A 24,578-nucleotide genomic window follows, 5' to 3' on the forward strand; every position below is an offset into this window, starting at 1 on the left:
CATGCTCTCCTCCTGCTGCTGCCGAGGTTCACTTACAGCCTTGCGAATGGTTTTGCGGTCGTGGCCGAATCTTCTGGCCAGTTCCGAGATGCTGACGCCCTCCTCATACAACTTCTTGATTTCCATCTTCTCACTCTCCCTCATGACTGGCACCTCCACGGACGTGATGGCAGGTGCCATAATTCGACACAGGGGTGGGGAATTCATCCCGATGATTTTGAGGAAATCATGCCGGTGATTTTGGGGAATCGCTATCCGATGCTATTGGGGATTTTACATCCGATGTTGACACTCCTACAGCCTCGGCCCAGAAACGGGGATAAGTGATTGAAACACTAGAATCTAGACGGTCATACATATGCCACCACCAGTCGACTTGGACATAATACCGCCCACCATAAGTATACTCACTGTATTTGCAAGCTAGGTATACTCTCGCCGAGTAAGACGTGTCTGTTTTAGATTCCGTGTAATTAGCGCCGGAGGGCCATCCGGAGAAAGACTGTGTTCCTACTGTTTTTCCTGGATCCTTTGGTACATACGCGATTATATCTTCTCTGTATTCTGTTTTAATTTGTCCTGTTACTTTGTTCTTCACTTTTTTGATTGGTTGAACCAAAGATTTTGTGGGAACTTCCTTCCCATCAATTTTAGCGGTCCCATGCATATCCTTGGCTTTCTTCTCAATTTCTACAGGGTCGGTGGTTACAGAATATTGTTCGACTACCTCCTCCTGATTCGTGTCAACATCAGAACTTTTTGCCAAAGTCGAACTGGTGTAGGGAAGTAACAGCAACCCCAGAACCAAAATAAAATGACTAAATTTTCTCAATATAATACCACCTCCGCTGTTTTCATTTCATCTCAAACCGCAGAAACATCAAGCTAGAATCGATTATCATCCCTCTTTGATTGAATAGCCAAACAAGACCAATTTCCGGACTACCTTAGAAATACAATCGCCGTTAATTGAACATATTTAAACCGAATTTCAACTTATACAAGAACAAAACCTCCTTTCCATTCAATAAAGTGGATAACCAACTTGTTCCTCTATTTTATCAAATCGATTTGAAACTCTACTACAAACAAAAATTCAGGTTGGACCTGAATTTTTGTTCAGGTTGCGCCATCGGCTTTGCTCGTCAACGTGAATTTTCCGGTTCAAACCACCGAATAAGAAAACCCCGCTTCCCTTTTCTGTGGGTAAGCAAGATTTTCGGTTCCCTTGGATCTTCCTCCAGCTTTTCTCGTAGTTTGCATACATATTGATACAGATTGTTCTCGGTTACTTCATCCCCTTTCGCCCACACCGATTGCAACAATTCATTTGCCGTAACCGGTGTGCCGCTGCGTTCCAACAAATAGTACAGCAATTCAAACTCTCGTTCCGTCAATTTCATCGCTTGGCCATTGCGAACGACCGTGCGACGAACCATGTCAAGATACACGTCTTCGGCCAAACGAACCAGATTGTCTTCAGAGTGACTATGGCCTGCAGTGACTTCATGCAACGTAGCTTATTTTCCGTTGCTACCGGAAAATCCAGCACAATCGCCAGGAAGTCCTGTTCCAGAAACGTAGCTGCACCTATCTCCTCGTATGGAATATGTACCACGTCCACGCCCTCCGCTTGCAGGATCCGTCCGATCAACGAAACCTGAATTTCATTGTCCGACATAAACAACACCCGCACCCGGCATCCCCCACTTTGATTCGACTTGAAACGATCTCTACCTATTAAGACGACAAAAACGGGCAAATCGATTCGCCGAACAGGCATCAAAACCGACGATTTTTTAGCACCAAAACAAAAAAGGACCTTGTCGCCAAGGTCCCAAAAAGGAGAGGAGAAATATGGGTTTACTTCTATCCTCTCCTGTTCGGGGGTTGTTTATACACCCTTTTCTGGGCTTTTTCATATTCTGCTATGAGCCCAGTACACAGGAGGGAAAGCCAAATGACGCCAGCCATCCGGTTTGAGCGGGTCAGCAAAAAATACCTGTCTTTATCAGGCGAAACGACAGCGGTCGAACAGTTTGACTGCGCGATCCGGGAAGGCGAGTTTATCGGGATCGTGGGACCGAGCGGCTGCGGGAAAAGCACGCTGCTGTCGATGCTGGCCGGCCTGTTTGCGCCGACCTCAGGCGAAGTGCGCCTGTTCGGCCAACCGGTGACGGGTCCGTCCCCGATTATCGGCTATATGTTGCAACAGGATTACCTGCTCCCCTGGCGCACCATCCTTGACAATGTCTGCATCGGGCTGGAGATCCGCGGCCAGAAAAATCAGGAGCAGATCGACTACGCGAAGCGTTTGCTGCACGAAATGGGGCTCGCAGGAACCGAGCACAAATACCCGCACCAATTGTCGGGCGGCATGCGGCAGCGGGCGGCGCTGGTCCGGACGCTGGCGGTCCGGCCGAAAATCCTGCTGCTCGATGAACCGTTCTCCGCGCTCGATTACCAAATCAAGCTGCAGTTGGAGGACTTGATCGCGAAAACGCTGCAGAAATACAAGATGACCACCGTTTTGGTGACGCATGACTTGGGCGAAGCGATCGCCATGTGCGACCGCGTGTTGGTGATGGCCAGCCGCCCGGGCCGCTTGAAAAGCGTAATCGACGTGCCGCAAGGAATCCGCTCCTTGTCGCCGCTGGACGCGCGCGAACATCCGGAATTCCACCAGCTGTTCCGCAAGTTGTGGGGGGATTTGCAAAATGAAGAATGAACATGCCGAATTTGTCAGACAGCATCGCCTGATGAAAGTAAAAGTCGCAATCACCCAGTGGGGGCTGCTGCTCGCCTTGCTCGGCTTGTGGGAAGCGGCCGCCCGCCTGAACTGGATCAACCCGTTTATCTTCTCGTACCCTTCGAAGATCTGGCACCTGTTCGTGCAGATGCTGCGGGACGGCAGCCTGCTGCACCATACGTGGGTGACGCTGTGGGAGACGGGGGTGGGATTTTTAACGGGCACCGTCGCCGGCACGCTGCTCGCGATCGTCATCTGGTGGTGGCCGTTTCTCAGCCGGGTGCTTGATCCGTACATCGTCGTGTTCAACTCGATGCCGAAAGTGGCGCTCGGCCCGATTTTCATCGTCACATTCGGGCAGGGGTATCTGTCGGTGGTGATGATGGCGCTCGCCATCTCGGTCGTCATCACCACGATCGTGGTCTACACCGCGTTTCAGGAAGTGGACCCCAACATGATCAAAATGGCCACCACATTCGGCGCTACCAGGCGGCAGATTTTCCAGAAAGTGATTTTTCCGGCGGCCCGCCCAACGATTCTCTCCACATTAAAGGTGAATGCTGGCCTGTCCTGGGTCGGTGTGATCGTCGGTGAATTTCTCGTGGCAAAATCGGGTCTCGGCTATCTGATGATCTACGGCTTTCAGGTGTTCAACCTGACGCTCGTGATGATGAGCCTGCTGCTTGTGTCGCTGCTGGCGACGTTTATGTACCAGGCGGTCGCCCTGCTTGAGAAACGGTGGCAGACCTACAAGGAGCAGGGCTGACCGCGCAAACAGGGAAACTCGACTACAAGCGCCCGCTACCCAGCGAAGTGACGCTTTGCTTCGCAGTCTGTTCCGAGTACTTCGCTTGGGCCCAAATCCATGCGCGTCGCAACGCCGAGTTGATCGTCCATGATCAAAAAACCGGGTATTCCTCCATCCGGTTTTTTTATATAATGAAAATATTGCTTCGATTGCAACGGGGGTATGCGGAATGAAAAAATCTCTGATGGCCGATCTGATCCTCCTGTGCGTGACGTTCGCATGGGGCGCCACATTCGTTCTCGTCAAGGAAGCGATCGCGACCATGCCTCCGTTTACGTTTCTTGGTGTGCGGTTTGCGATCGCGGCTGTTCTTCTGTACCTGATGCTGTTCCTGTTCAAACGGAATCAACTGAAAGCAGACAAAGGCGCGGTCAGGGCCGGGTTGGTGCTGGGCTTTTGGCTGTTTGCGGGGTATGCGTTCCAAACGTTTGGACTGAAATACACCACCGCGTCGAAAGCCGGTTTTATTACCGGACTGTCAGTGGTGCTGGTGCCGCTTTTCTCCGTCTGGATGCTACGGCTCAAGCCGAAACGGACGACGCTTGTGGGGATTGCGGCGGCGACCGTCGGTCTCGCCCTGCTTTCCCTCGACAAAGTGGAAGCGGCCAATCTGGGCGATGCTCTCGTCTTTTTGTGCGCCGTATCGTTCGCCATGCACATCACCACCATGGGAAAATACGCCCCGCGCTTCAAGGCGCTTCCCCTGGCAACCTATCAAATCGCGGCGGTAGCGATGTTCAATTTGCTAAGCGGCTGGCTGTTTGAACCGTGGCAGCAGGCATTCACCAAACAGGTGCTGTTCAACCCGACTGTCGACATGGCGCTGATCATCTGCGCCGTGTTCGCCACCGCGCTGGCGTTTCTCGCGCAAACCCAGTTTCAAAAATTCACCACGCCCAGCCGCACCGCCCTGATCTTTTCGACCGAGCCGGTATTCGCCGCAGTCACCGCCTATCTGTGGGCGGACGAACGGCTGAGCGGCCAGGCGGTAGTCGGTTGTTTGCTGATCCTAGTGGGTATGGTGATCGCCGAACTGGGCGGCAGCGACAAAAAGGAGACTCCCGCGGAAGTTCCCGCATCCTGTTAGGGATGGCCTTACGCGGATGTAACTGGACCAATCACCACTCGGTTGGTATGTGACAAGCGCCGGCAGCGGTCCGTAAACCAACGGTTCAAAACGGCGTCCACCGATTGCCGCCCACTCTGGCATCGGGGTGGATTTCATCAGGACAAGCAAAAAGCTCCTGCTTCAAACCGGAAACAGGAGCTTTCTAGTGTCGTTCCAACTATTCATCGTTTGTCGATTCCGCAGGCCCGGCGTGCTCATTCACCCGTTTGCAAATACGGTTCCAGCAGACTCCACAGTTCCTCTCTTCCCTGTCCCGTTTCAGCCGAAAAGAGCACCATCGGAACCTCCTTCGGAACGTTCAGCGCCTCGCGGATCACCTTTTGGTGCTTCGCCCAGTGGCCGCGGGAAATTTTGTCCGCCTTGGTCGTGACCACGATCCGCGGGATGCCGAAGTGGCCCAGCCAGTCGAACATTTGCATGTCTTCTTTTGTCGGCGGATGGCGCAGGTCGACCAGTTGCAGCACCGCCTTCAGTTGCTCCCGCTGCGCCAGATACTGTTCGATAAATTTCGCCCACTTGTCTTTCACCGATTTCGGAACCTGGGCGAACCCGTATCCCGGCAGGTCGACGAAATAAAATGCCCGGTTGATGTGATAAAAATTCAAAGTCTGCGTCTTCCCAGGCTTGGCCGATGTGCGCGCAAGGTTTTTTCGGTTGACCATGCGGTTGATCAGCGACGATTTGCCGACGTTGGAACGGCCGGCCAGCGCGATCTCCGGTTGGGTTCCCTCCGGATACTGCTTGGGACCGACCGCCGAAATGACAAATTCGGATGAATGGATGACCATGCGTCACACCAGCGCCTGTTCGAGCACCTCGTCCATATGCTCGACCAATACGATTTTCAGTTCCTTGCGCACGCTTTCCGGGATATCGTCCAGATCCTTCCCGTTTTCCTTGGGCAGCAAGACTTTTTTGACACCGGCGCGATGGGCGGCCAGGCATTTTTCCTTGACGCCGCCGATCGGCAACACCCGCCCGCGCAGCGTGATCTCTCCGGTCATCGCCACCTCGCGCGACACCGGTTTACCGGTCAGCGCCGAGACGAGCGCCGTGGCCATCGAGATGCCGGCGGATGGCCCATCCTTCGGAATCGCTCCTTCCGGAACGTGGATGTGAATATCATTTTTCTCGGAAAAATCGGCCGGAATCTTGAGCTCCTCCGCCCGCGACCGGATGTAGGTGAACGCCGCCTGAGCGCTTTCCTTCATCACGTCGCCAAGTTGCCCCGTCAGCGTCAGTTTGCCTTTGCCGGGTGCCAGCGACACTTCGATCGACAGCGTGTCGCCGCCCGCTTCCGTCCAGGCGAGCCCGGTGACCACTCCAACCTGATCTTCCTGCTCGGCAAGGCCATAACGGAATTTGGAAGGCCCCAGGTAGATGTGCAGATTGCGAACCGTGATGACCACCCGCTTTTTCTCGCCTGCCACGATCTGCCGCGCCGCTTTCCGGCACAGCGTGCCGATTTGCCGTTCCAGATTGCGGACACCCGCTTCCCGCGTATACTCGCGGATCACTTTCAGGATCGTCTCGTCCGACAAGCCCATTTTTTCTTTGGTCAGACCGTGCGCCTCCAGCTGTTTCGGCAACAGATGGTTCTTTGCGATGTGCAGCTTTTCGATTTCGGTGTACCCCGGGATGTGGATCACTTCCATCCGGTCCAGCAGTGGCCGCGGAATCGTATGCCAGACGTTGGCGGTGCAGATGAACATCACCTTCGAGAGATCGTACGGAATCTCCAGATAATGGTCGCTGAACGTACTGTTTTGTTCCGGATCAAGTACTTCCAGCATGGCGGACGCCGGATCGCCGCGAAAATCGCTCGACATCTTGTCGATTTCATCGAGCAAAAATACCTGGTTGACAGTACCGGCCGTTTTCATGCCCTGGATGATCCGGCCGGGCAGGGCACCGATATAGGTCCGGCGGTGGCCGCGAATCTCCGCTTCATCCCGCACGCCGCCTAGCGAGACGCGAACGAACTTGCGGTTGAGCGAGTTGGCGACCGAGCGCGCCAGCGACGTTTTGCCGACTCCAGGCGGTCCCACCAGGCAGAGGATCGGTCCGCGCAGCTTCTTGACCAACTTTTGCACGGCGAGATATTCGAGGATTCGCTCTTTTACTTTTTCCAAGCCGTAATGTTCCTCGTTGAGGATCTGTTCGGCCCGGTTTACGTCAATCTCGTCTGCTGTCTCTTCCGTCCAGGGAAGCGACAGGATCCAGTCGATGTACGTCCGGATGACAGAACCTTCCGCCGAGGTCGGGGGTGTTTTTTCCAACCGCTCGATCTCTTTTTCCACACGCTCGGCAACCGCTTCCGGCAAGTTTCGCTTCGCCAGCTTCTCGCGCAGTTCGTCCGCCTCCGCCTGGCGGCCTTCTTTCTCGCCCAACTCCCGCTGGATCGCCTTCATCTGTTCGCGCAGATAATATTCCTTCTGTGTTTTCTCCATTTGCTTGCGCACCCGCTGGTGGATTTTTCGTTCCAATTCCAGCACTTCACGCTCGTCCGACAAAATGCGCAAGAGCGTCTCCAATCGGGTCTTGACGTCGATCGCTTCCAGGATCGCCTGCTTGTCCTTGATTTTCAGAGTCAGATGGGAAGCGATCGCATCGGCCAGCCGGCCGGGATCTTCGATGTCCATGACAGCGGCGACCGTTTCCTGGTTTGCTTTTTTCGAGATCTTCACATATTGTTCGAACTGCTGCAGGACAGCCCGCATCAACGCTTCCACTTCCGGGTCGATGTCCGCATGCTCATCAATCTCGTAGATCTCTACCTGATAATGGTCTTCCGTTTCGGTGTATTCCAACAGTTTGGCCCGGGACAGCCCTTCCACCAACACGCGGATCGTTCCGTTCGGCAGCTTGAGCATCTACTTGACACGAGCGACTGTTCCCATCTGGAAAATATCGTTTGGTTTCGGATCGTCGATATTCGTCTCCGTTTGCGAGGCGAGGACGATCAAATTCTCCCCGACCATCGCCTTTTCCAGGGCGCGAACCGATTTTTCGCGGCCCACGTCAAGATGCAGCACCATCGTCGGATAAACCAGCAGCCCGCGGAGCGGCAGCAACGGCAAGTTTCGTCTGGAAGCAGGACTTGTCACTCGGTTTCACCTCCACAGGTTCGCATCAACCGATTTGCGCAAATTATGGATTTCATTTTACCCTATCCACCGCAAGAAATGCAATGAACCAATGCACGAAAAAAGCAGGGAGCAACCTCCCTGCAAAGCGCCCGTACCATGCCGTATCCGAGCGCCAAAAGGCACGCTGCGCCAGGCGCAACATCCCCGGCGGTCGCACACAGTCCAGGCGTGTACCGATCAGTGGAAGCCCAAACGGTCAGAATCTGTGTTCCTTTGGCAACACGGGATGGATCGGCTGCACGGACGGCGACGCGGTCAGCAGTCCAGGCGCCGGCGAGACGACCGGTACCCGCTCGCTGCACTCCTGTTGCGCCAATGCGTGTTCGATCACCTGCTCGATCCGATCGACCGGAATCACCTGGATGTCCTGATAGGTGCGGAAGATCTCCTGCCAGTTGTCCCTTGGCACGCACACCCGGGTGGCGCCGGCTTCCCGAGCGGCTTCGACTTTCGCCACGACGCCACCGACCGGTTTCACATAGCCGCGGATCGACAGTTCGCCGGTCATCGCGAGCTTGTTATCGACAGGGATCTTTTTGATCGCCGAGTAAATGGCTGTGGCCATCGTAATGCCCGCGGAAGGACCGTCGATCGGCGTTCCGCCGGGAAAATTGACATGGATATCAAAGTCAAACGGATTGACATCCGTCGTCCGCTGCAGCGCGGTCATCACATTCTCAATCGAGCCGCGCGCCATGCTCTTGCGCCGCATCACACGTTGGCCGCCGCCGACTTCTTCCTCTTCGACGACGCCGGTGATGGTCAGCCTCCCCTTGCCTGCTTCCTTGGCCGGTTCGGCCGTCACTTCCAATTCCAGCAGCATCCCCATGTTCGGTCCGTATACGGCAAGCCCGTTGACCACCCCGACCTGTGGTTGGGCGGGCACCCGTTTTTCCGGCCGCGGCGAGATTTGCGAGGAGTGGATCACCCACTCCACATCTTCCGTTTTGATCACATTTCGCCGTTCCGACAAGGCAAGTCCGGCAGAGATTTGCACCACGTTGACCGCTTCCCGACCATTCGTCGCATACCGCTTGATCACGTCGACCGCCGCATCTTCGATCGGGAACTGGATTTTTTGCGCCGCTTTGCGAACGATCGTGCCGATCTCCTCTGGCGTCAACGGACGGAAAAAAATTTCCACACAACGCGAACGTATCGCCGGCGGGATTTCGTTCGGCGTGCGGGTCGTGGCACCGACCAGGCGAAAATCGGCCGGCAGCCCGTTTTGGAAAATATCGTGGATATGGCTGGGAATGTTGGTATCTTCCGAGCTGTAATACGCGCTTTCCAGGAACACCTTACGATCTTCCAGCACTTTCAGCAGCTTGTTCATCTGGATCGGATGCAACTCCCCGATCTCATCGATAAACAGCATCCCACCATGCGCCTTGGTCACCGCTCCCGGCTTCGGCTGCGGAATGCCGGCCATCCCCATCGCTCCGGCACCTTGATAGATCGGGTCGTGCACGGAACCGATCAACGGATCGGCGATCCCCCGCTCATCAAACCTGGCAGTTGTGGCGTCCAGTTCGACGAACTTCGCATCACTGCGGAAGGGTGACAGCGGATTTTTCTTCGCTTCCTCCAGCACGACACGGGCGGCGGCCGTTTTCCCCACGCCCGGCGGCCCATAGATGATCACATGCTGCGGATTCGGCCCACAGATAGCCGCCCGCAGCGCTCGCAGCCCCTCTTGTTGTCCCACGATGTCGTCCAGCGATGCGGGCCGTGTTTTTTCCGCCAGCGGCTCCGTCAAGCAAATCGAACGCAATTTTTTCAATTTTTCAAGCTCTTTTTTCGATTCCCGCTCGACCGCGGACCGGTTGTTCTGTTGGGACTTCAACAGGTTCCAAAAATAAAGCCCGATCACAACTGCAAAAAATACCTGGATCAGGCTGACGATCGTCATCACGTTCATTTGACTCCCCCTCCTTCTGCCGCAAAGATTCTGTGAACTAGTATGCCCACTGCAGGTAAAAATAAACGAAGGCAGGAACGCCCATACAGCGTTTCCTGCCTTTTGTCCATTGTGAATGGGGCCCCGCGTATCAATCGGAATTCGCGACAAAGGAGGTTCGTCACTTCGCGGAGTATTTTTACGCCGTTTCCTCTTTTTTCTTTTTCTTGCTACGGTTGTCCGAGGTGACGATCACCGGCGGTTCTTTCTGTGTGACCGTTTCCTTGGTGACGACCACTTTGCTCACATCCTGGCGGGACGGCACCTCATACATCACATCCAGCATGATGCTTTCGATGATAGCACGCAAGCCGCGAGCGCCGGTGTTGCGCTTGATCGCTTCTTTCGCGATCTCCTGCAAAGCGTCTTCCATAAACTCAAGCTGTACATCGTCCATTTCCAGCAGCTTCTGGTACTGCTTGACAAGCGCGTTTTTCGGTTCGGTCAAAATTTGCACCAGCGCCTTTTCGTCAAGAGCTTCCAAAGTAGTGATCACCGGCAGCCGGCCGACGAACTCCGGTATCAAGCCGTATTTCAGCAAATCCTCCGGCAGCACTTTTTGCAGGTATGCACCCTGTTTGTTTTCGTTCACGACTTGTTCTTCCTGTGTTCCAAAGCCGATCACTTTCTTGCCGAGACGCCGTTTGATGATCTGTTCCAATCCATCAAACGCACCGCCGCAGATGAACAGGATGTTGCTGGTGTCAATCTGGATGAACTCCTGATGCGGATGTTTGCGCCCCCCCTGTGGCGGAACGCTGGCGACTGTTCCTTCCAGAATCTTCAACAGCGCCTGCTGCACACCTTCACCCGATACGTCTCGCGTGATCGACGGGTTTTCCGACTTACGGGCGATTTTGTCAATTTCGTCGATGTAGATGATCCCTTTTTCCGCTTTTTCAACGTCATAGTCAGCCGCCTGGATCAGCTTCAGCAGGATATTTTCGACGTCTTCCCCGACGTATCCTGCTTCCGTCAGGGATGTTGCGTCAGCAATCGCAAACGGAACATTGAGAATCCGTGCCAGGGTCTGCGCCAACAGTGTTTTGCCGCTGCCGGTCGGCCCGATCAGCAGGATGTTGCTTTTCGACAGTTCGACGTCATCGTTGTTTTTCTGCTGGGTGTTGATCCGCTTGTAATGGTTGTAGACGGCCACCGCCAGCGATTTCTTCGCCGTGTCCTGGCCGATCACATACTGGTCCAGAATTTCCCTTATTGCATGCGGCTTGGGGATATCCTTCAGCTCGAACTCCTGCTCTTCGCCGAGCTCCTCCTCGACAATTTCGTTACACAGTTCAATGCATTCGTCGCAGATATACACACCGGGTCCAGCAACCAGCTTGCGGACCTGATCTTGCGTCTTGCCGCAAAAAGAGCATTTCAGTTGGCCTTTCTCATCATTAAACTTGAACAATCTGTTCACCCCTTATTTCAAATCTGTCCGGGAAATCACCGCATCGATCAAACCGTATTCTTTCGCCTGTTCAGCCGTCATGAAGAAGTCGCGGTCGGTGTCACGTTCGATTTTTTCAATAGGCTGACCGGTGCGTTCCGAATATATACGGTTGATCTTCTGCTTGGTCCGGAGGATCCAATCGGCATGAATCTTGATGTCAGCAGCCTGGCCGCGGACCCCGCCGAGCGGCTGGTGGATCATGATTTCGCTGTTTGGCAGCGCATACCTTTTTCCTTTGGCACCGGCCATCAGCAGGAACGATCCCATTGATGCGGCCATCCCGATACAGATCGTGGACACGTCAGGTTTGATGAACTGCATCGTATCGTAGATCGCCATGCCGGCCGTGATCGAACCGCCCGGGCTGTTTATGTACAGGCTGATGTCTTTTTCCGCATCTTCGGCCGCCAGAAACAACAACTGAGCGACGACCAGATTCGCCACCGTATCATCGATCGGCGTCCCGATGAACACAATGCGGTCTTTCAACAAACGGGAGTAAATATCGTAGGCGCGCTCTCCTCTACTGGTTTGTTCGATCACCATCGGAACCAAATTCATGCCTCCGAACCTCCTGTCAGCAGTAAAGTTTGAAAAACAAGGCACTTTATGTAAAGTGCCTTGTACATTGTTCTCATTCTGTTTCTTCATGATACACGATTTTACGCGACTTTGCTATTCTCCACCAGGAAAGAAATCGTTTTGCGGACTACGATGTCGTTACGCAAGGCGCGCAGCTGCGGATCGTGCGATTCGAGAATCTGCTTGACCTGATTGAAGTCCATTCTTGCCGAATCGGCGATTTTCGCGATCTCCTCGTGAATGTCGTCCTCCGTCGCGTCGATATTTTCCACCTTGCTGATTTGTTCCAAAACGAGACGGGTTCGTACCCGCTTCTCCGCTTTGTCCCGCATCTCGGAGCGCAGCTTGGCTTCCGAGGAACCGGTCAACTGCAGGTAAGCGTCATACGGAATCCCCTGCATTTGCAGGCGCTGTTTGAAGTCTTCAACCAGCGCATCAACTTCATTATCCACCATAACGGTCGGAAGATCAATCGTTGCGTTAGCCACCGCCTGCTCGATCACTTGCTCTTCGATGTAGATTTTCTCGTCTTTTTCCGCTTTCTCCTTGAGTTTCTTCTCAATGTCCGCTTTTAATTCATCAAGCGTGTTGAACTCGGAAATATCTTTCGCAAATTCATCGTCCAGCGCCGGCAGTTGCTTGCGCTTGATTTCATGCAGGTGAATCTTGAATGTCGCCCGCTTCCCGGCCAATTTTTCCACATGGTAGTTGTCCGGGAACGTCACCTGGATTTCCTTGTCTTCGCCTTTGTGCATGCCGATGAGCTGTTCTTCAAATCCAGGGATGAACGTACCGGAACCGATCTCCAGCTGATATTTCTCCGCTTCGCCGCCTTCGAACGGTTCTCCGTCTACGAAGCCTTTGAAGTCGATGATGACGATGTCCCCGTTTTCAATCGTTCCTTCGTCCAAGACGATGATTTCCGCGTGCGATTTTTGCAGATTTTCCAGTTCTTTTTGCACATCGTCAGCCGTTACGGCAAATTCTTTCTTCTCGATCGACAAGCCTTTGTACTCGCCAAGCTGTACTTCCGGCTTGACGGTGACAGTCGCCTTGAAAATCAGCGGCTTGCCTTTCTCGATCTGCACAATGTCGATATCGGGGCGCGACACCGGCTCGATCTTGGTTTCCTGCACCGCTTGCAGATAGGCTTCCGGCAGCAGGATATCCAGGGCATCTTCATATAATACGGCAACCCCAAACCGTTGCTCAAAAATTTGGCGCGGCACTTTCCCTTTACGGAAACCCGGAACGGTCACCCGTTTGACGACTTTTTTGAACGCCTGGTCGATCGCCTGATCGACTTTCGCGCTATCCACCTCGACTTCCAATACTCCGACGTGATTGTCTTTCTTCTCCCATTTCGCAGACATCGCAGCAGTTTCCTCCTTATAAAACCCCAACACGCATATGTATGGATGTGAACTCGAATGATGAACCACCTTATTATAGCATAACTCTACCAGGTTTCAAATACTTCCACCGGCAATCGGCAAAAAGGTCCCCTGCATACAAAAAGAGCGGTTACGGCACCGCTCCATTTGATTTTGCGGCCCGTCCCATTGACGGGCAAAAACACCTTTTTGAGCTCGCCGAACCATCCGGAATCATTTCGCAGCTTGGCGTTGCTTCGGCGGTAACGATGGCGTGCCTGGCAGGATTCGAACCTGCGACACTTCGCTTAGAAGGCGAATGCTCTATCCAGCTGAGCTACAGGCACAATCGCTGTCCGGGCGAATCACCGGAACAAGGATAAGTATATGAAAAGCAACCGCCGCTCGTCAAGTGTTGCCGCCGAAAGTGTTGTTCGCCGCAAGGCGCTCCATGTTTGCGGCACATCAACAATTGGCAAACGTATGCTCATAACGAAACTCCGGAAATTCGTCCCCGTTCACGCTATAAAGCCGGATGGCAACATTTTGCCCGGCGTCCAAGGAGTGGATCCGCACGATCGCGTACGTCGGGACGGACACAACACCCCGCGGATAAGACAAACTGCCGGGGTTTAAAAACACGATTCCCTCTTCTTCCACGATCACCGGCACATGCGAATGGCCAAATATCACAAGCTGCGCATTCGTTTCTTTCGCCCGATAGCTCAACGGCAGCAACGTTTGCTTCACCTTGTACAGATGGCCGTGTGTGAGCAGCACCCGCAGCCCCGCCAGATCAAGGAGCTGCTCGTCAGGCGCTGTTCCGGCAACATCACAGTTGCCGCAAACTGCCTTGCAACGGACATCGCGCCTGTCCGCCACATCGTCCGCATGATCGCCCGCGTGAAGCAGCAGGTCGATCTCCAAATGCCGCCGCAAAATCTGGTCAATCCGGTCGGTGCGGCCATGACTGTCGCTGATGACGCAGATTTTCACAACCGATCCCCCTCGCGCACCAGCTCGATCAGCGAGCGAATCGCTTTCGTCCGGTGGCTGATCCTGTTTTTTTCCTCCAAGGAAAGTTCGGCGAACGTCTTTTGCAGCTCCGGAACAAAAAACAACGGATCATACCCGAAGCCGCCTTCCCCTCTCGGTGCTTCCAGAATGATTCCCTCACATTCCCCGCGTGCCAATACCGTAGGGGCGTTCGGCTGAGCCAGTGCCAATACGCAAACGAATCTGGCGGATCGCCGCTCGGCGGGAACGCCTTCCAATGCCTGCAGCAGTTTCAAATTGTTCGCCGTATCCGTCGCATCTTCTCCCGCATATCGGGCGGAAAATACGCCTGGCTGCCCGTCGAGGGCATCGACCTGCAACCCGGAGTCGTCCGCCAACACGGGCGCCTGCAAAAATGCCGCTGCCGCCTCCGCTTTTTTCCGGGCGTTGGCTTCGAACGTCAGTCCGTCTTCCACAACCTGCGGCGCGGTTTCCGGCAGCCCTTCCACCATCCATCCCAACGCTGACAAAGCTTGCGCAAACTCGCGAACCTTCCCCTGGTTACGGGTGGCCAGTACAACCTTCACGTTTCTCTCTCCCCTGAATATCGAAATATCGGTCCGTTCACGTTGCTTGCGGAACCTGTTGGCCGATCCGGTCCGCAATCTCGCCGAGAGCCTCTTTTTGCTTCGCGATCAATTGGTCGACGCCCTGTTTGGCAAGCGCCAGCATCTGCTGCAGCTCATCAGACGTAAACGGAGTCTCTTCGCCCGTTCCCTGCACTTCCACATATTGGCCGCTGCCGGTCATCACCACATTCATGTCCACCTTCGCGGTCGAATCTTCGCTGAAGTTCAGGTCGAGCACCGGCACTCCGTTCACCACTCCGACGCTGACCGCCGCCAGGTAATCGGTCAGCGGAATCGAGCTGAGCGTCCCTTTTTCCACCAGCGAATGGAACGCATCGGCCATCGCGACAAACGCCCCCGTAATGGAAGCGGTGCGCGTCCCGCCGTCGGCCTGAATCACGTCACAGTCCAGCCAAATCGTCCGCTCGCCCAATTTGGGCAGATCCACCACCGACCGCAGTGCCCTGCCGATCAGGCGCTGGATTTCCATCGTCCGGCCGCTTACCTTGCCTTTCGTCGCTTCCCGCTGGTTGCGGGTCGGCGTCGCCCGCGGCAGCATCGAATATTCGGCCGTTATCCAGCCCTGGCCGGTGCCTCTCAGAAATGGCGGCACTTTCTCTTCGATGCTGGCCGTACATATCACTTTTGTATCTCCAACGCAAATCAAAACGGATCCTTCCGCATGTTTGATATACCGCCGTTGAATCGTCACATTGCGCGTCTGGTCTGGTTTGCGTCCGTCAATTCTCATCCTGCAACCTCCGCCCCACAATTTTTCCGCAACTCTTGCGGGGATCCGCTTTGATCAGCAAAGCGTTTCCTGCACTGCCATTAATAGTATCACACTCCTCTGCGGAAAATCCAATAGCGAAACCGGTTGGACCCTAATTTGCCCAACCGGTTTTCCGATCGCGTTTTTACAATTGTTTCTGGTTGATCACCTGCGGCCGCGCCATCGGCTGGCTGAGGTTCATGCCGGGTGCCGCAGCCGGCGTTTGCCCATTTACGGTGATTTTGACTTTTTGCGCGTTTGGCGTATTTTCCAGGACGGAGAGTACAATCGAGTGAAACAGCTTGGTCTGCTCCGTCGCGGCTCCTTCTGTCAGCAAATTGTCAAAATCAAGCATCACTGTGTCCCCCGACACCGTTTTGCTCAATAATTTGGCGGAAGCGGGCAACGTCGGCTTCAATGCCGGCGTCATCGGTCCAGCCGCCAGTTCCGCAATCGTGGCTTTCACCTTGTCTTCATCCGTTTTCTTGATCAGGCGGGTGACCGGAACCAGGTAGCTGAACGTGCCGGCCTGGTTGCTCGCTTGGTAATAGAGCGTCAGTTTGGTCGTTTCCGCCGGATTGATGTTCGGCGCAACCTGCAGGTTAATGCCGTTGGCGCGGCTCAACGGTTGGCCGATCGGTGTCCCGCTCGCCGGCAGTGCAGGCACCACGTTTCCGTTGACTTTGATCTGAACCTGTTTGATGTTCGGCAATTCGGTCAACGTCCAGACGACCGCATCGACCAACTGCTGCTCCGCCTTCGGCACCTTCAGATTCAAAACCTCTCTGCTGAAATCAACAATAGCGGTATTGTCCTTGATGTTTACCGACATCTTGGTGCCAGGAGGTATGACTGCGTGCAGACCGGTGTCCTTTAACAGATCTTTTGCTTTTTCCTCCGTCAGGTAGGAGATCATTTCCGTCGCGGGAGCCTGCGTTTTCGGGATGTTGACGCGCAGCGGAACGACAAACCCCTTCTCATCGGCAAAATACAGATTGACGGAAGTCGTTTCCTTTTTGTCCGCCGCCTGGTTGGCCCCGGGCGGAGGCTGATCAATCGGACCGGACGTCTTGCTCAGCAATCCGCACCCGGCCGTTCCCGCCAGGCTCACAATCAGCACACCGACCAGCATTTTTTTCTGATGGCGCATCCTACGTCCCCCTCAACCTCTTTTTCTATTTCTATGTATACGGAGAGGTGGACGAAGTATGCTTGTTTTATTTGGACAGCGCCTGCAGGTCCCAACTTTCAACGGCCACCGGCTGGCCCAGCCAGCGCTCCGCAATCCGGGAAAAAAGATTCCGGTCGCCGCTGGTGAAAAAGCGGTGCACAGGCCGCATGTTGTGATCGTTCAACAGATTGCGTTCGGCCAGGATCAGGGAAGCCTCCCGCGCCGTTTCCTCCGCGGACGAAATCAGCTGCACCTGTTCCCCCAATACTTTTTGGATAACCGGCTGCAAAAGCGGGTAGTGCGTGCAGCCAAGAATCAACGTATCGATCATCTCCCGCTGCAAAGGCGCCAAATATTGTGCCACCGCTTGTTCCGTCTGCGGAGAATGGATGGTTCCTTCCTCCACAATCGGGACGAACGGCGGACACGCCTGACTGACCACCTGCAAGCGCGGATTGATCCGGTGAATTTCCCGCGCGTAGGCGCCTGTTGAAACCGTTACTTCCGTGCCGATCACACCGATCCGCCCCGTCCGGGTGGCGCTGATGGCCGCCCGGCTGCCGGGTGTAATCACGCCGAGCACGGGAACCGCATAGCGGTTTTTCGCTTCCGACAAACTGGCTGCCGTCGCCGTATTGCAGGCGATAATGATCATCTTGACGCCAAACTCCAGCAAAAAATCCATGATCTCAAAGGCAAATTCCCGAACCTGTTGCGGAGGCCTACTGCCATACGGACAACGAGCGTTGTCTCCCACATAGATCAGATTTTCCTGCGGCAATTGCCGAAAGATCTCTTTCACCACCGTGAGTCCTCCGACTCCCGAATCGAACACACCGATCGGTTCGCGACTGTTCACGTAAACCATCCTTTCACAAATCGAAATCTACTCATGCAAAGATCTGCCTACTGACGGCAAGCCGCGAAAATAAACTGGTTCGGAAACAGTATGTATGAACTGGTTGAATGACGCATTTTCCGCCCTGTCGTTCTGATTCATCAGTCCCAAAGTAAAGACCCTACTTTCACCAAGTAGGGCACACCAGGTAAAAATGTTTAAATCTGTATTTCCCCGAGCCGAACCAATTCCACAACGGCTTGCGACCGCCCTTTCACATTCAGTTTTTTCATCACGTTGCTGATGTGGTTGCGGACGGTCTTTTCGCTTATAAAGAGGATTTCTGCAATTTCTTTGGTCGTCTTGTCTTGAACCAGCAACTCGAACACTTCGCGTTCTCGATTGGTCAGAAGAGATTTGCCGCGCACGTCCTTACCCGCAGTCACTTTCCTTGATCCCTCCTTGCTCGGGCGATAATTGACAAGGTCAAGGGATACAGTCAGATTATACTATGACCGCGGGGGGACGATGGTGCAGTCAGGCAATCAGGAATTTTGCCTCGACCAGGCCCATTTCTGAACGAAGAATGGTAACATCAGAACGGGCATCCCGTACCACATTGCATTGTGATACGGGATGCTTTTTCGTCTTTCTCAGGAATTGACTCGCTAAGGCCCCTCCGGGCCAGCTCCTCCGTCCAACGAACCGTTATTTCCGCAGCCAACTGGTCAGCGCATAGCGGTTGACCGCTGCGTTCATGGCGGCGATCGAGGTGGTCAGCGGGATGCCTTTCGGACAAACCTGCACGCAGTTTTGCGAGTTGCCGCACTCATGAATCCCGCCTTCGTCCATCAGCGCTTCCAGCCGCTCATGCGCGTGCATCGCGCCGGTCGGATGGCTGTTGAACAGGCGGACTTGCGAAATCGCAAACGGTCCGATAAAGCTGGTTTTTTCGTTGACGTTCGGACACGCTTCAACGCAGGCACCGCAGGTGAAGCATTTCGACAGTTCGTATGCCCATTGCCGATCCCGCTCCGGCATCCGGGGACCTGGTCCGAGATCGTACGTCCCGTCGATCGGAATCCACGCTTTCACCCGTTTCAACGCTTCAAACATACGCGAACGGTCGACCACGAGGTCGCGAATCACCGGAAACGTGCGGGCCGGTTTCAGGCGGATCGGCTGCTCCAGCTTGTCAACCAGCGCCGTGCAGGCTTGCCGAGGCTTGCCGTTGATCACCATCATGCAAGCGCCGCAGACCTCTTCCAGGCAGTTGGACTCCCACGCCACCGGCGCCACTTTTTCGCCTTTCGCGTTGACCGGATTGCGCTGGATTTCCATCAGGGCGGCGATCACATTCATGCCAGGTCGGAACGGAACTTTGAACTCTTCCGTGTATGGTTTGCTGTTCGCATCGTCCTGCCGCTCGATGATCAGGTGAATCATTTTCTGCTGGCTCATGATTTCGTCGCCTCCTTATCCACACTGTAGTTGCGTGGACGCGGCTTGATGAGAGACGTGTCGACCTCTTCGTATTCGAAAACCGGTCCCTCCGGCGTAAACTTCGCCTTGGTCGTCTTCAGCCAGTTTTCGTCATCCCGATTCGGGAACTCCGGCTTGTAGTGAGCGCCGCGCGATTCGTTGCGGTTGAGCGCGCCAAGCGTGATCACACGGGCCAGTTGCAGCATGTTCCACAGCTGCCGCGTGAACGGCGCCATCATATTTTCCCAGCGGGATTTGTCCGCCATGCCGATCCGTTTCCAGCGCTCCATCAGTTCCTGAATCTTTTCGTCCGTTTTCTGCAAGCGGTCGTTGTACCGCACGACGGTCACGTTGTCGGTCATCCACTGGCCGAGTTCGCGGTGCAACTGGTAGGGGTTTTCGTTCCCTTCCATCTTGAGGATGTCCTCGTATTGCTGCTCCCGCTTTTTCCGTTCCGTTTCAAAATAATGCTGGGCAACGTCTCCGGACGCTTTCTTCAACCCCTTGATGTATTCCACAGCTTTCGGGCCCGCCACCATTCCGCCGTAAATCGAAGACAGCAGCGAGTTGGCGCCCAAACGGTTTGCACCGTGCATCGAATAATCGCACTCGCCCGCGGCAAACAGACCTTTGATATTGGTGTGCTGATCGTAGTCGACCCAGAGCCCGCCCATCGAGTAGTGAACAGCTGGGAAAATCCGCATCGGCACTTTACGCGGGTCGTCGCCGACGAATTTTTCATAGATCTCCAAAATCCCGCCCAGCTTGACGTTGAGCACCTCTTTCGGGATGTGGGACACGTCAAGGTACACCATATTTTCCCCGTTGATGCCGAGTCCCAAATCGACGCAGACGTGGAAAATTTCGCGAGTCGCAATGTCACGCGGCACCAGGTTTCCGTAAGCGGGATATTTTTCTTCCAGGAAGTACCACGGTTTGCCGTCCTTGTACGTCCATACCCGGCCCCCCTCGCCGCGGGCCGATTCTGACATCAACCGCAGCTTGTCGTCGCCCGGAATGGCTGTCGGGTGAATCTGGATAAATTCGCCGTTCGCATAGTAAGCGCCCTGCTGGTAAACGGCAGAAGCAGCCGTACCGGTGTTGATAATCGAGTTGGTGGAGCGGCCGAAAATCAGGCCAGGTCCGCCGGTGGCCAAAATCACCGCATCGCCGACGAAGCTGTGAACTTCCATCGACCGTAAGTCCTGTGCCACGATGCCGCGGCACGTGCCTTCGTCATCCTGGACGATCGAGAGGAACTCCCAGCCCTCGTACTTTTGTACCAAACCGGCCGCTTCAAACCGACGCACCTGTTCATCGAGCGCGTACAAAATTTGCTGACCGGTCGTCGCACCCGCAAATGCGGTCCGGTGGTGCTTGGTTCCGCCAAACCGGCGAAAATCGAGCAGCCCTTCCGGCGTCCGGTTGAACATGACGCCCATCCGGTCAAGCAGATGGATGATGCCGGGCGCTGCTTCACACATTGCCAACACAGGCGGCTGGTTCGCCAAGAAGTCACCGCCGTAAATCGTATCGTCAAAATGCTCCCACGGAGAGTCGCCTTCCCCTTTCGTGTTCACCGCTCCGTTAATGCCGCCCTGCGCGCAGGCGGAGTGAGAGCGCTTTACGGGAACCAGCGAAAACAGATCGACGGGAACGCCCGCTTCCGCAATTTTGATCGTGGCCATCAAACCGGCCAGTCCGCCACCGACAACAATAATCCGTTGACTCATCGTTCAGTCCCTCCCTCTATACCCCAGCAGACTTAAAGGCCACAAGGGAGCTTACACCCAAGAATGAAATGACGATCCAAATGCCGCCCATTACATAAGCGGACAAGCGCTGCGAACGAGGACCCACTGTCACTCCCCAATGGATCAAGAAGCCCCACAGACCGTTTGCAAAATGGAAAGCAGCCGCGACCACGCCGATGATCATGAACCAGAAGGCAAACGGACTGGATACAAGATGTGCGACCATGTCAAAACTGGGCGCATTGCCGCTGAACCGGGTTGTCCACAAATGGTACACCACAAAAATGAATGTGATGACCCCCGTAATCCTCTGCCAGACAAACATCTGGTTGCGAAACCAGGAATACTGCCCGCTGTTGTAGCCGGCGGTAAACGCGATATACATGCCGTAGACGCCATGGTACAAAAGCGGCAGGAAAATAAACAGAAACTCAATCACCGTCAAAAACGGCAATTCGCGAATCCCGGCCACCGCTTGGTCATAAACGGCCGATCCGTTCGTCGCTTTCGCGTTCGTAAACAAATGAAACACCAGGAACAGGCCGACAGGCAAAACTCCCGTCAACGAATGCAGACGCCGAAACCAAAAATCTTTTTGCTGTGACACTGAGTCTGGTCCTCCCTTCCAGAATCGCCGCACGGGCAAAGTCGATTGGGCATGCGCTTTCTTTCACATGCCAGGTTTGGTTTTCTTTCTTTTTGCTCGGTGTGCGCCCCCTTTATGTAAAAAAAGGATCAAACCGACTACGAAAAGAAGGGTAACCGTTTTGCCCGGTTACCGCTTTCCTTTCGCATTCCACCAAAATTTTTGCACTAATTTCCGACTGTGTCAAGAATGTTACAAGGTTTTTTTCAGCAACATCAGACCGTTTGCGACACCAATTCCCCGGTTTGCTTGGCGGATCGGGACGGGCCGGACGCCGCCGCCACCTGATTACCGGAAGCGGTTTCCTCCACGCACGCGATCACCAGCGGCGGTTCCGCCAACAGATTGGCCGGCAATTGCCGCAGGCAAGCAGCGAGTGCCCTGCCGGACAGTCCGCCGACCAGCAACCCGCAAACGGTTCGATCACCGGTCGCTGCTCGTGCTTCCTGCAGGATCGCGCCGCCTTGCCCGATCAGCAGTTGGGCGATTTTTTGTTCCGCTTCCGCCACCACTGATTGCGGAACGCGGATGCGAACGAAATGGTATTGACAACCGTCGTCCGCTTCGCATCGCTGGACGGGGACGTCCCATTTGCAAGAGCGAAGCACACGCCCGGGCTGTCGCAACAAAGCGGTGAGATCTTCCAGCACAGCGCTGGCCGTCGGATATTCGCCCGCCCCTTTGCCGATGAAAGTCAGGTCCCCGACCACATCGCTCGAAATGGTAACCGCGTTGAACACATCGTTCACGCGGGCGAGCGGATGGGTGAACGGCAACAACCGGGGGCCGACAGACAGTTCGACGCCCCGTTCCGTTTTGCGGGAACGGCCGATCAGCTTGATCGTGTATCCGAACTCGCGCGCCCACCGCAAATCCAACGGTTGGATGCGGGTGATTCCCTCGCGGGGAATTTCATCCACAGAAACATGCACATCATACGCCAGGTTGGTGAGGATCGCCAGCTTGTAGGCAGCGTCATATCCTTCCACATCGCTCGTCGGATCGGCTTCCGCATAGCCGAGTTCCTGCGCTTGCGCCAACACTTCAGCAAACGAGCGGCCCGTCTGCTCCATCTGCGTCAGGATGTAATTGGTCGTCCCGTTCAAAATCCCGCACACCTCATGCACCTGATTGGCGGTCAGATAGCCCTGCAGGAAGCGGATCACAGGGATACCGCCGGCCACGCTCGCCTCAAACAGCAACTGTACGCCAGACTCTTCCGCCACCCGCAACAATTCGCTGCCGTGTTTGGCCAACAGTTCCTTGTTTGCCGTAATCACATGTTTGCCGGAACGCAGTGCTTCCAACAGAATGGTCCGGGCCGGTTCAACACCGCCCATCACCTCGATGACCACCTGGATGTCGGGACATCGCAAAATCGACCCGGGATCGGTCGTGATCCGTACGGGATCCACCTGTACGCTCCGTTCTTTTTGCGGATCGCGTACCAAAATGTAGGGTATATCGATGGTACAGCCGGTTCTCTCGGCAATCGATTGACTGTTTTGTTGCAACGCCTTGACGATTCCGGAACCGACCGTTCCCAGCCCCAACAGGCCGACCTGCACCGTTTTGGTCTGTTTGCCCGGCTTTCCGTTCATTTGGTTCCTCCTCCACTCTCCAAAAACTCGCCGATCCATTCGTTCATGATTTCGAATTCGATCAAAAATGCATCATGTCCGTGCACAGTGTGCATCTCCCGGTACACGACCGATTTGCCTTGCGACCGCAAATATTCAGCCGTATCGGACAATTCGCGAGCCGGAAACAGAAAATCGGAGTCGATCCCGATCATCAGCGACCGCCCCGCAATCTGCTGCAAGACGTTCCCGTACTCGCCGCGCCCGCTCGACACGTCGTGCAGGTCCATCGCTTTCAGCAGATACAGATAGGAATTGGCGTCAAACCGCTGCACCAGTTTGCTGCCGTGATAACTTAAATATTTTTCCACCTGGAACTCCGATTCGATCGCGAACGGATCGTCGGTCGGCACCATCGAACGGCCAAACCGCTCCTCGTATAAATCAAAACTGCGGTAGGTGATCATGCCGAGCCGACGTGCCAGGTTGAGTCCTTTCACCGGAAACGTGCGGCCGTAATAATCGCCGTTACACCAGTCCGGGTCGTTGTAGATCGCCTGCCGCATCACATTGTTAAACGCGATGCCCATCGCGGAAAAGCGGCCGCATGTGGCAACCGGCACAAACGTTTCCACCATTTCCGGGTAGGAGACCGCCCATTCGAACACCTGCATACCCCCCATCGAGCCGCCGATTACCGAATACAGCCGCTCGATTCCGAAGCTTCTGACAAGGTGGTATTGCGCTTGCACCATATCGCGGATGGTGACAGTCGGGAATCGCAATCCGTACGGCCGCCCGTCCGCCGGGTGGATCGAGGCGGGGCCGGTCGATCCGGAACAGCCACCCAGCACATTGGAACAGATGATAAAATACCGGTTGGTGTCGAGCGCCTTGCCCGGCCCGATCAGTCCGTCCCACCAGCCGGGCTGTTCAGCCGTGCCGCCTGCATGCGAATCGCCTGTCAGTGCGTGGCACACCAAAATCGCGTTCGTTTTTTGCGCATTTAACGTCCCGAACGTTTCATACACCAGCACCGCTCCCGACAAACACTGTCCGCTTTGCAGCACCAGATCCGGCAGCCTGTATTCGCGCCGGATGACCTCCTCAATCCGCACCGCCATGCGATCACCCCACACCACAGAATCCACGAAAACGCCATCCAGATTCCTGCCCGCTGCGGGCTTTGGTCGCAACAAAACCCGCTCCGAAAGTCAACCCGCACGGACAAAGCTAGACCCGGCGCCTAAGCGCCGCAGCGAGACGTGCCCTTTGGGTGCAAATGGAAAACCCCCTCGACAAGAGGGGGTCGCATATCCGATCGCCGCCTCTTATCTTTCAGAATCAAACGATTCTGCAGGAATTGGCACCAAGAATCCAATCTCCCTACTGATCGGACTCCGGTTGCCGGGCTTCATTGGGCCAGTCCCTCCGCCACTCTGGATAAGAGTTCAAAACACGTATTCAGCTTTGCTATGGAACGAGTGTATCACGGGCATGTAGA

23 protein-coding genes, 1 tRNA gene, 1 pseudogene and 1 riboswitch are annotated in these 24,578 nt (G+C 55.0%); of the genes and pseudogenes, 3 read left to right on the forward strand and 22 right to left on the reverse strand.

Annotated elements, in window-relative coordinates; all coding sequences use genetic code 11:
* From C230_RS23700 to C230_RS22915, 4 genes are all read right to left on the reverse strand, one after another.
* Positions 1 to 207: helix-turn-helix domain-containing protein (locus C230_RS23700; protein WP_322786186.1), on the reverse strand; the 207-nt coding region annotated here is incomplete at its 3' end.
* Between the two features lie 19 nt (positions 208 to 226).
* Positions 227 to 832 carry a hypothetical protein gene (locus C230_RS0105215; RefSeq protein ID WP_018130981.1) on the reverse strand — a complete coding sequence of 202 codons (606 nt, stop codon included), beginning with the start codon at positions 830 to 832 and terminating at the stop codon, positions 227 to 229.
* A gap of 313 nt (positions 833 to 1,145) precedes the next feature.
* Positions 1,146 to 1,439, reverse strand: coding sequence for a winged helix-turn-helix domain-containing protein (locus tag C230_RS23840; protein WP_083910464.1), 294 nt, complete (start codon positions 1,437 to 1,439; stop codon positions 1,146 to 1,148).
* Complete coding sequence (locus tag C230_RS22915; protein WP_018130983.1) at positions 1,400 to 1,696, reverse strand: hypothetical protein; 297 nt, start codon at positions 1,694 to 1,696, stop codon at positions 1,400 to 1,402. The genes C230_RS23840 and C230_RS22915 overlap by 40 nt, the downstream gene beginning before the upstream one ends.
* A 264-nt stretch (positions 1,697 to 1,960) precedes the next feature.
* Between C230_RS22915 and C230_RS0105230 the strand changes: the two genes are divergently transcribed.
* From C230_RS0105230 to C230_RS0105240, 3 genes are all read left to right on the forward strand, one after another.
* Entirely contained in the window at positions 1,961 to 2,728 is a 768-nt protein-coding gene (locus C230_RS0105230) for an ABC transporter ATP-binding protein (protein ID WP_018130984.1), read from the forward strand.
* Positions 2,718 to 3,515, forward strand: a complete 798-nt coding sequence (locus tag C230_RS0105235; protein WP_018130985.1) for an ABC transporter permease — start codon at positions 2,718 to 2,720, stop codon at positions 3,513 to 3,515. The genes C230_RS0105230 and C230_RS0105235 overlap by 11 nt, the downstream gene beginning before the upstream one ends.
* 211 nt (positions 3,516 to 3,726) lie before the next feature.
* Positions 3,727 to 4,644 (forward strand): DMT family transporter, encoded by a 918-nt coding sequence (locus C230_RS0105240; protein ID WP_018130986.1) that lies wholly within the window; start codon positions 3,727 to 3,729, stop codon positions 4,642 to 4,644.
* 236 nt (positions 4,645 to 4,880) lie between these two features.
* Here C230_RS0105240 and yihA read toward each other — a convergent pair whose 3' ends face one another.
* The 18 genes and pseudogenes from yihA to metX form a co-directional block, all read right to left on the reverse strand.
* Complete coding sequence (gene yihA / locus C230_RS0105245) at positions 4,881 to 5,474, reverse strand: ribosome biogenesis GTP-binding protein YihA/YsxC (protein ID WP_018130987.1); 594 nt, start codon at positions 5,472 to 5,474, stop codon at positions 4,881 to 4,883.
* 3 nt (positions 5,475 to 5,477) lie between these two features.
* Positions 5,478 to 7,724 (reverse strand): annotated as a pseudogene (gene lon / locus C230_RS19530) (endopeptidase La).
* A 307-nt stretch (positions 7,725 to 8,031) separates the two neighbouring features.
* Entirely contained in the window at positions 8,032 to 9,756 is a 1,725-nt protein-coding gene (gene lonB / locus C230_RS0105255) for an ATP-dependent protease LonB (RefSeq protein ID WP_018130990.1), read from the reverse strand.
* A 178-nt stretch (positions 9,757 to 9,934) separates the two neighbouring features.
* Complete coding sequence (gene clpX / locus C230_RS0105260) at positions 9,935 to 11,209, reverse strand: ATP-dependent protease ATP-binding subunit ClpX (protein ID WP_018130991.1); 1,275 nt, start codon at positions 11,207 to 11,209, stop codon at positions 9,935 to 9,937.
* Between the two features lie 12 nt (positions 11,210 to 11,221).
* On the reverse strand, positions 11,222 to 11,812 hold the full coding sequence (gene clpP / locus C230_RS0105265; protein ID WP_018130992.1) for an ATP-dependent Clp endopeptidase proteolytic subunit ClpP: 591 nt from the start codon (positions 11,810 to 11,812) through the stop codon (positions 11,222 to 11,224).
* A gap of 101 nt (positions 11,813 to 11,913) precedes the next feature.
* Positions 11,914 to 13,206: a trigger factor gene (gene tig, locus C230_RS0105270; protein ID WP_018130993.1), complete on the reverse strand. Its 1,293-nt coding sequence runs from the start codon at positions 13,204 to 13,206 to the stop codon at positions 11,914 to 11,916.
* 270 nt (positions 13,207 to 13,476) lie between these two features.
* Positions 13,477 to 13,553, reverse strand: a tRNA-Arg gene (locus C230_RS0105275).
* Between the two features lie 118 nt (positions 13,554 to 13,671).
* Positions 13,672 to 14,202 carry a metallophosphoesterase gene (locus tag C230_RS0105280; protein WP_018130994.1) on the reverse strand — a complete coding sequence of 177 codons (531 nt, stop codon included), beginning with the start codon at positions 14,200 to 14,202 and terminating at the stop codon, positions 13,672 to 13,674.
* Positions 14,199 to 14,789, reverse strand: coding sequence for an XTP/dITP diphosphatase (locus tag C230_RS0105285; RefSeq protein WP_018130995.1), 591 nt, complete (start codon positions 14,787 to 14,789; stop codon positions 14,199 to 14,201). Before C230_RS0105285 ends, C230_RS0105280 begins: the two co-directional genes overlap by 4 nt.
* Before the next feature lie 37 nt (positions 14,790 to 14,826).
* The gene (gene rph, locus C230_RS0105290) at positions 14,827 to 15,582 is read right to left on the reverse strand and encodes a ribonuclease PH (RefSeq protein ID WP_018130996.1); all 756 of its coding nucleotides are present in this window, start codon (positions 15,580 to 15,582) and stop codon (positions 14,827 to 14,829) included.
* 166 nt (positions 15,583 to 15,748) lie between these two features.
* The gene (locus tag C230_RS0105295; RefSeq protein ID WP_018130997.1) at positions 15,749 to 16,753 is read right to left on the reverse strand and encodes a GerMN domain-containing protein; all 1,005 of its coding nucleotides are present in this window, start codon (positions 16,751 to 16,753) and stop codon (positions 15,749 to 15,751) included.
* Between the two features lie 67 nt (positions 16,754 to 16,820).
* Positions 16,821 to 17,633, reverse strand: coding sequence for a glutamate racemase (gene racE / locus C230_RS0105300; RefSeq protein ID WP_018130998.1), 813 nt, complete (start codon positions 17,631 to 17,633; stop codon positions 16,821 to 16,823).
* Positions 17,634 to 17,830: 197 nt separating this feature from the next.
* Positions 17,831 to 18,058, reverse strand: coding sequence for a helix-turn-helix domain-containing protein (locus C230_RS0105305; protein WP_018130999.1), 228 nt, complete (start codon positions 18,056 to 18,058; stop codon positions 17,831 to 17,833).
* Between the two features lie 262 nt (positions 18,059 to 18,320).
* Positions 18,321 to 19,073, reverse strand: a complete 753-nt coding sequence (gene sdhB, locus C230_RS0105310) for a succinate dehydrogenase iron-sulfur subunit (RefSeq protein ID WP_018131000.1) — start codon at positions 19,071 to 19,073, stop codon at positions 18,321 to 18,323.
* Positions 19,070 to 20,827: a succinate dehydrogenase flavoprotein subunit gene (sdhA, locus tag C230_RS0105315; protein ID WP_018131001.1), complete on the reverse strand. Its 1,758-nt coding sequence runs from the start codon at positions 20,825 to 20,827 to the stop codon at positions 19,070 to 19,072. The genes sdhB and sdhA overlap by 4 nt, the downstream gene beginning before the upstream one ends.
* Before the next feature lie 16 nt (positions 20,828 to 20,843).
* A complete protein-coding gene (locus C230_RS0105320) occupies positions 20,844 to 21,455 on the reverse strand; it encodes a succinate dehydrogenase cytochrome b558 subunit (RefSeq protein ID WP_018131002.1) in 612 nt (203 codons plus the stop codon).
* Positions 21,456 to 21,709: 254 nt separating this feature from the next.
* The gene (locus C230_RS19540) at positions 21,710 to 23,095 is read right to left on the reverse strand and encodes a homoserine dehydrogenase (RefSeq protein ID WP_018131003.1); all 1,386 of its coding nucleotides are present in this window, start codon (positions 23,093 to 23,095) and stop codon (positions 21,710 to 21,712) included.
* Positions 23,092 to 24,225, reverse strand: a complete 1,134-nt coding sequence (metX, locus tag C230_RS0105330; protein ID WP_245533969.1) for a homoserine O-acetyltransferase MetX — start codon at positions 24,223 to 24,225, stop codon at positions 23,092 to 23,094. The genes C230_RS19540 and metX overlap by 4 nt, the downstream gene beginning before the upstream one ends.
* 177 nt (positions 24,226 to 24,402) lie before the next feature.
* Positions 24,403 to 24,524, reverse strand: a riboswitch (SAM riboswitch).
* Positions 24,525 to 24,578 lie beyond the last annotated feature (54 nt).

Origin of the sequence: Effusibacillus pohliae DSM 22757 (assembly GCF_000376225.1) — a bacterium.
GTDB classification, from domain to species: domain Bacteria; phylum Bacillota; class Bacilli; order Tumebacillales; family Effusibacillaceae; genus Effusibacillus; species Effusibacillus pohliae.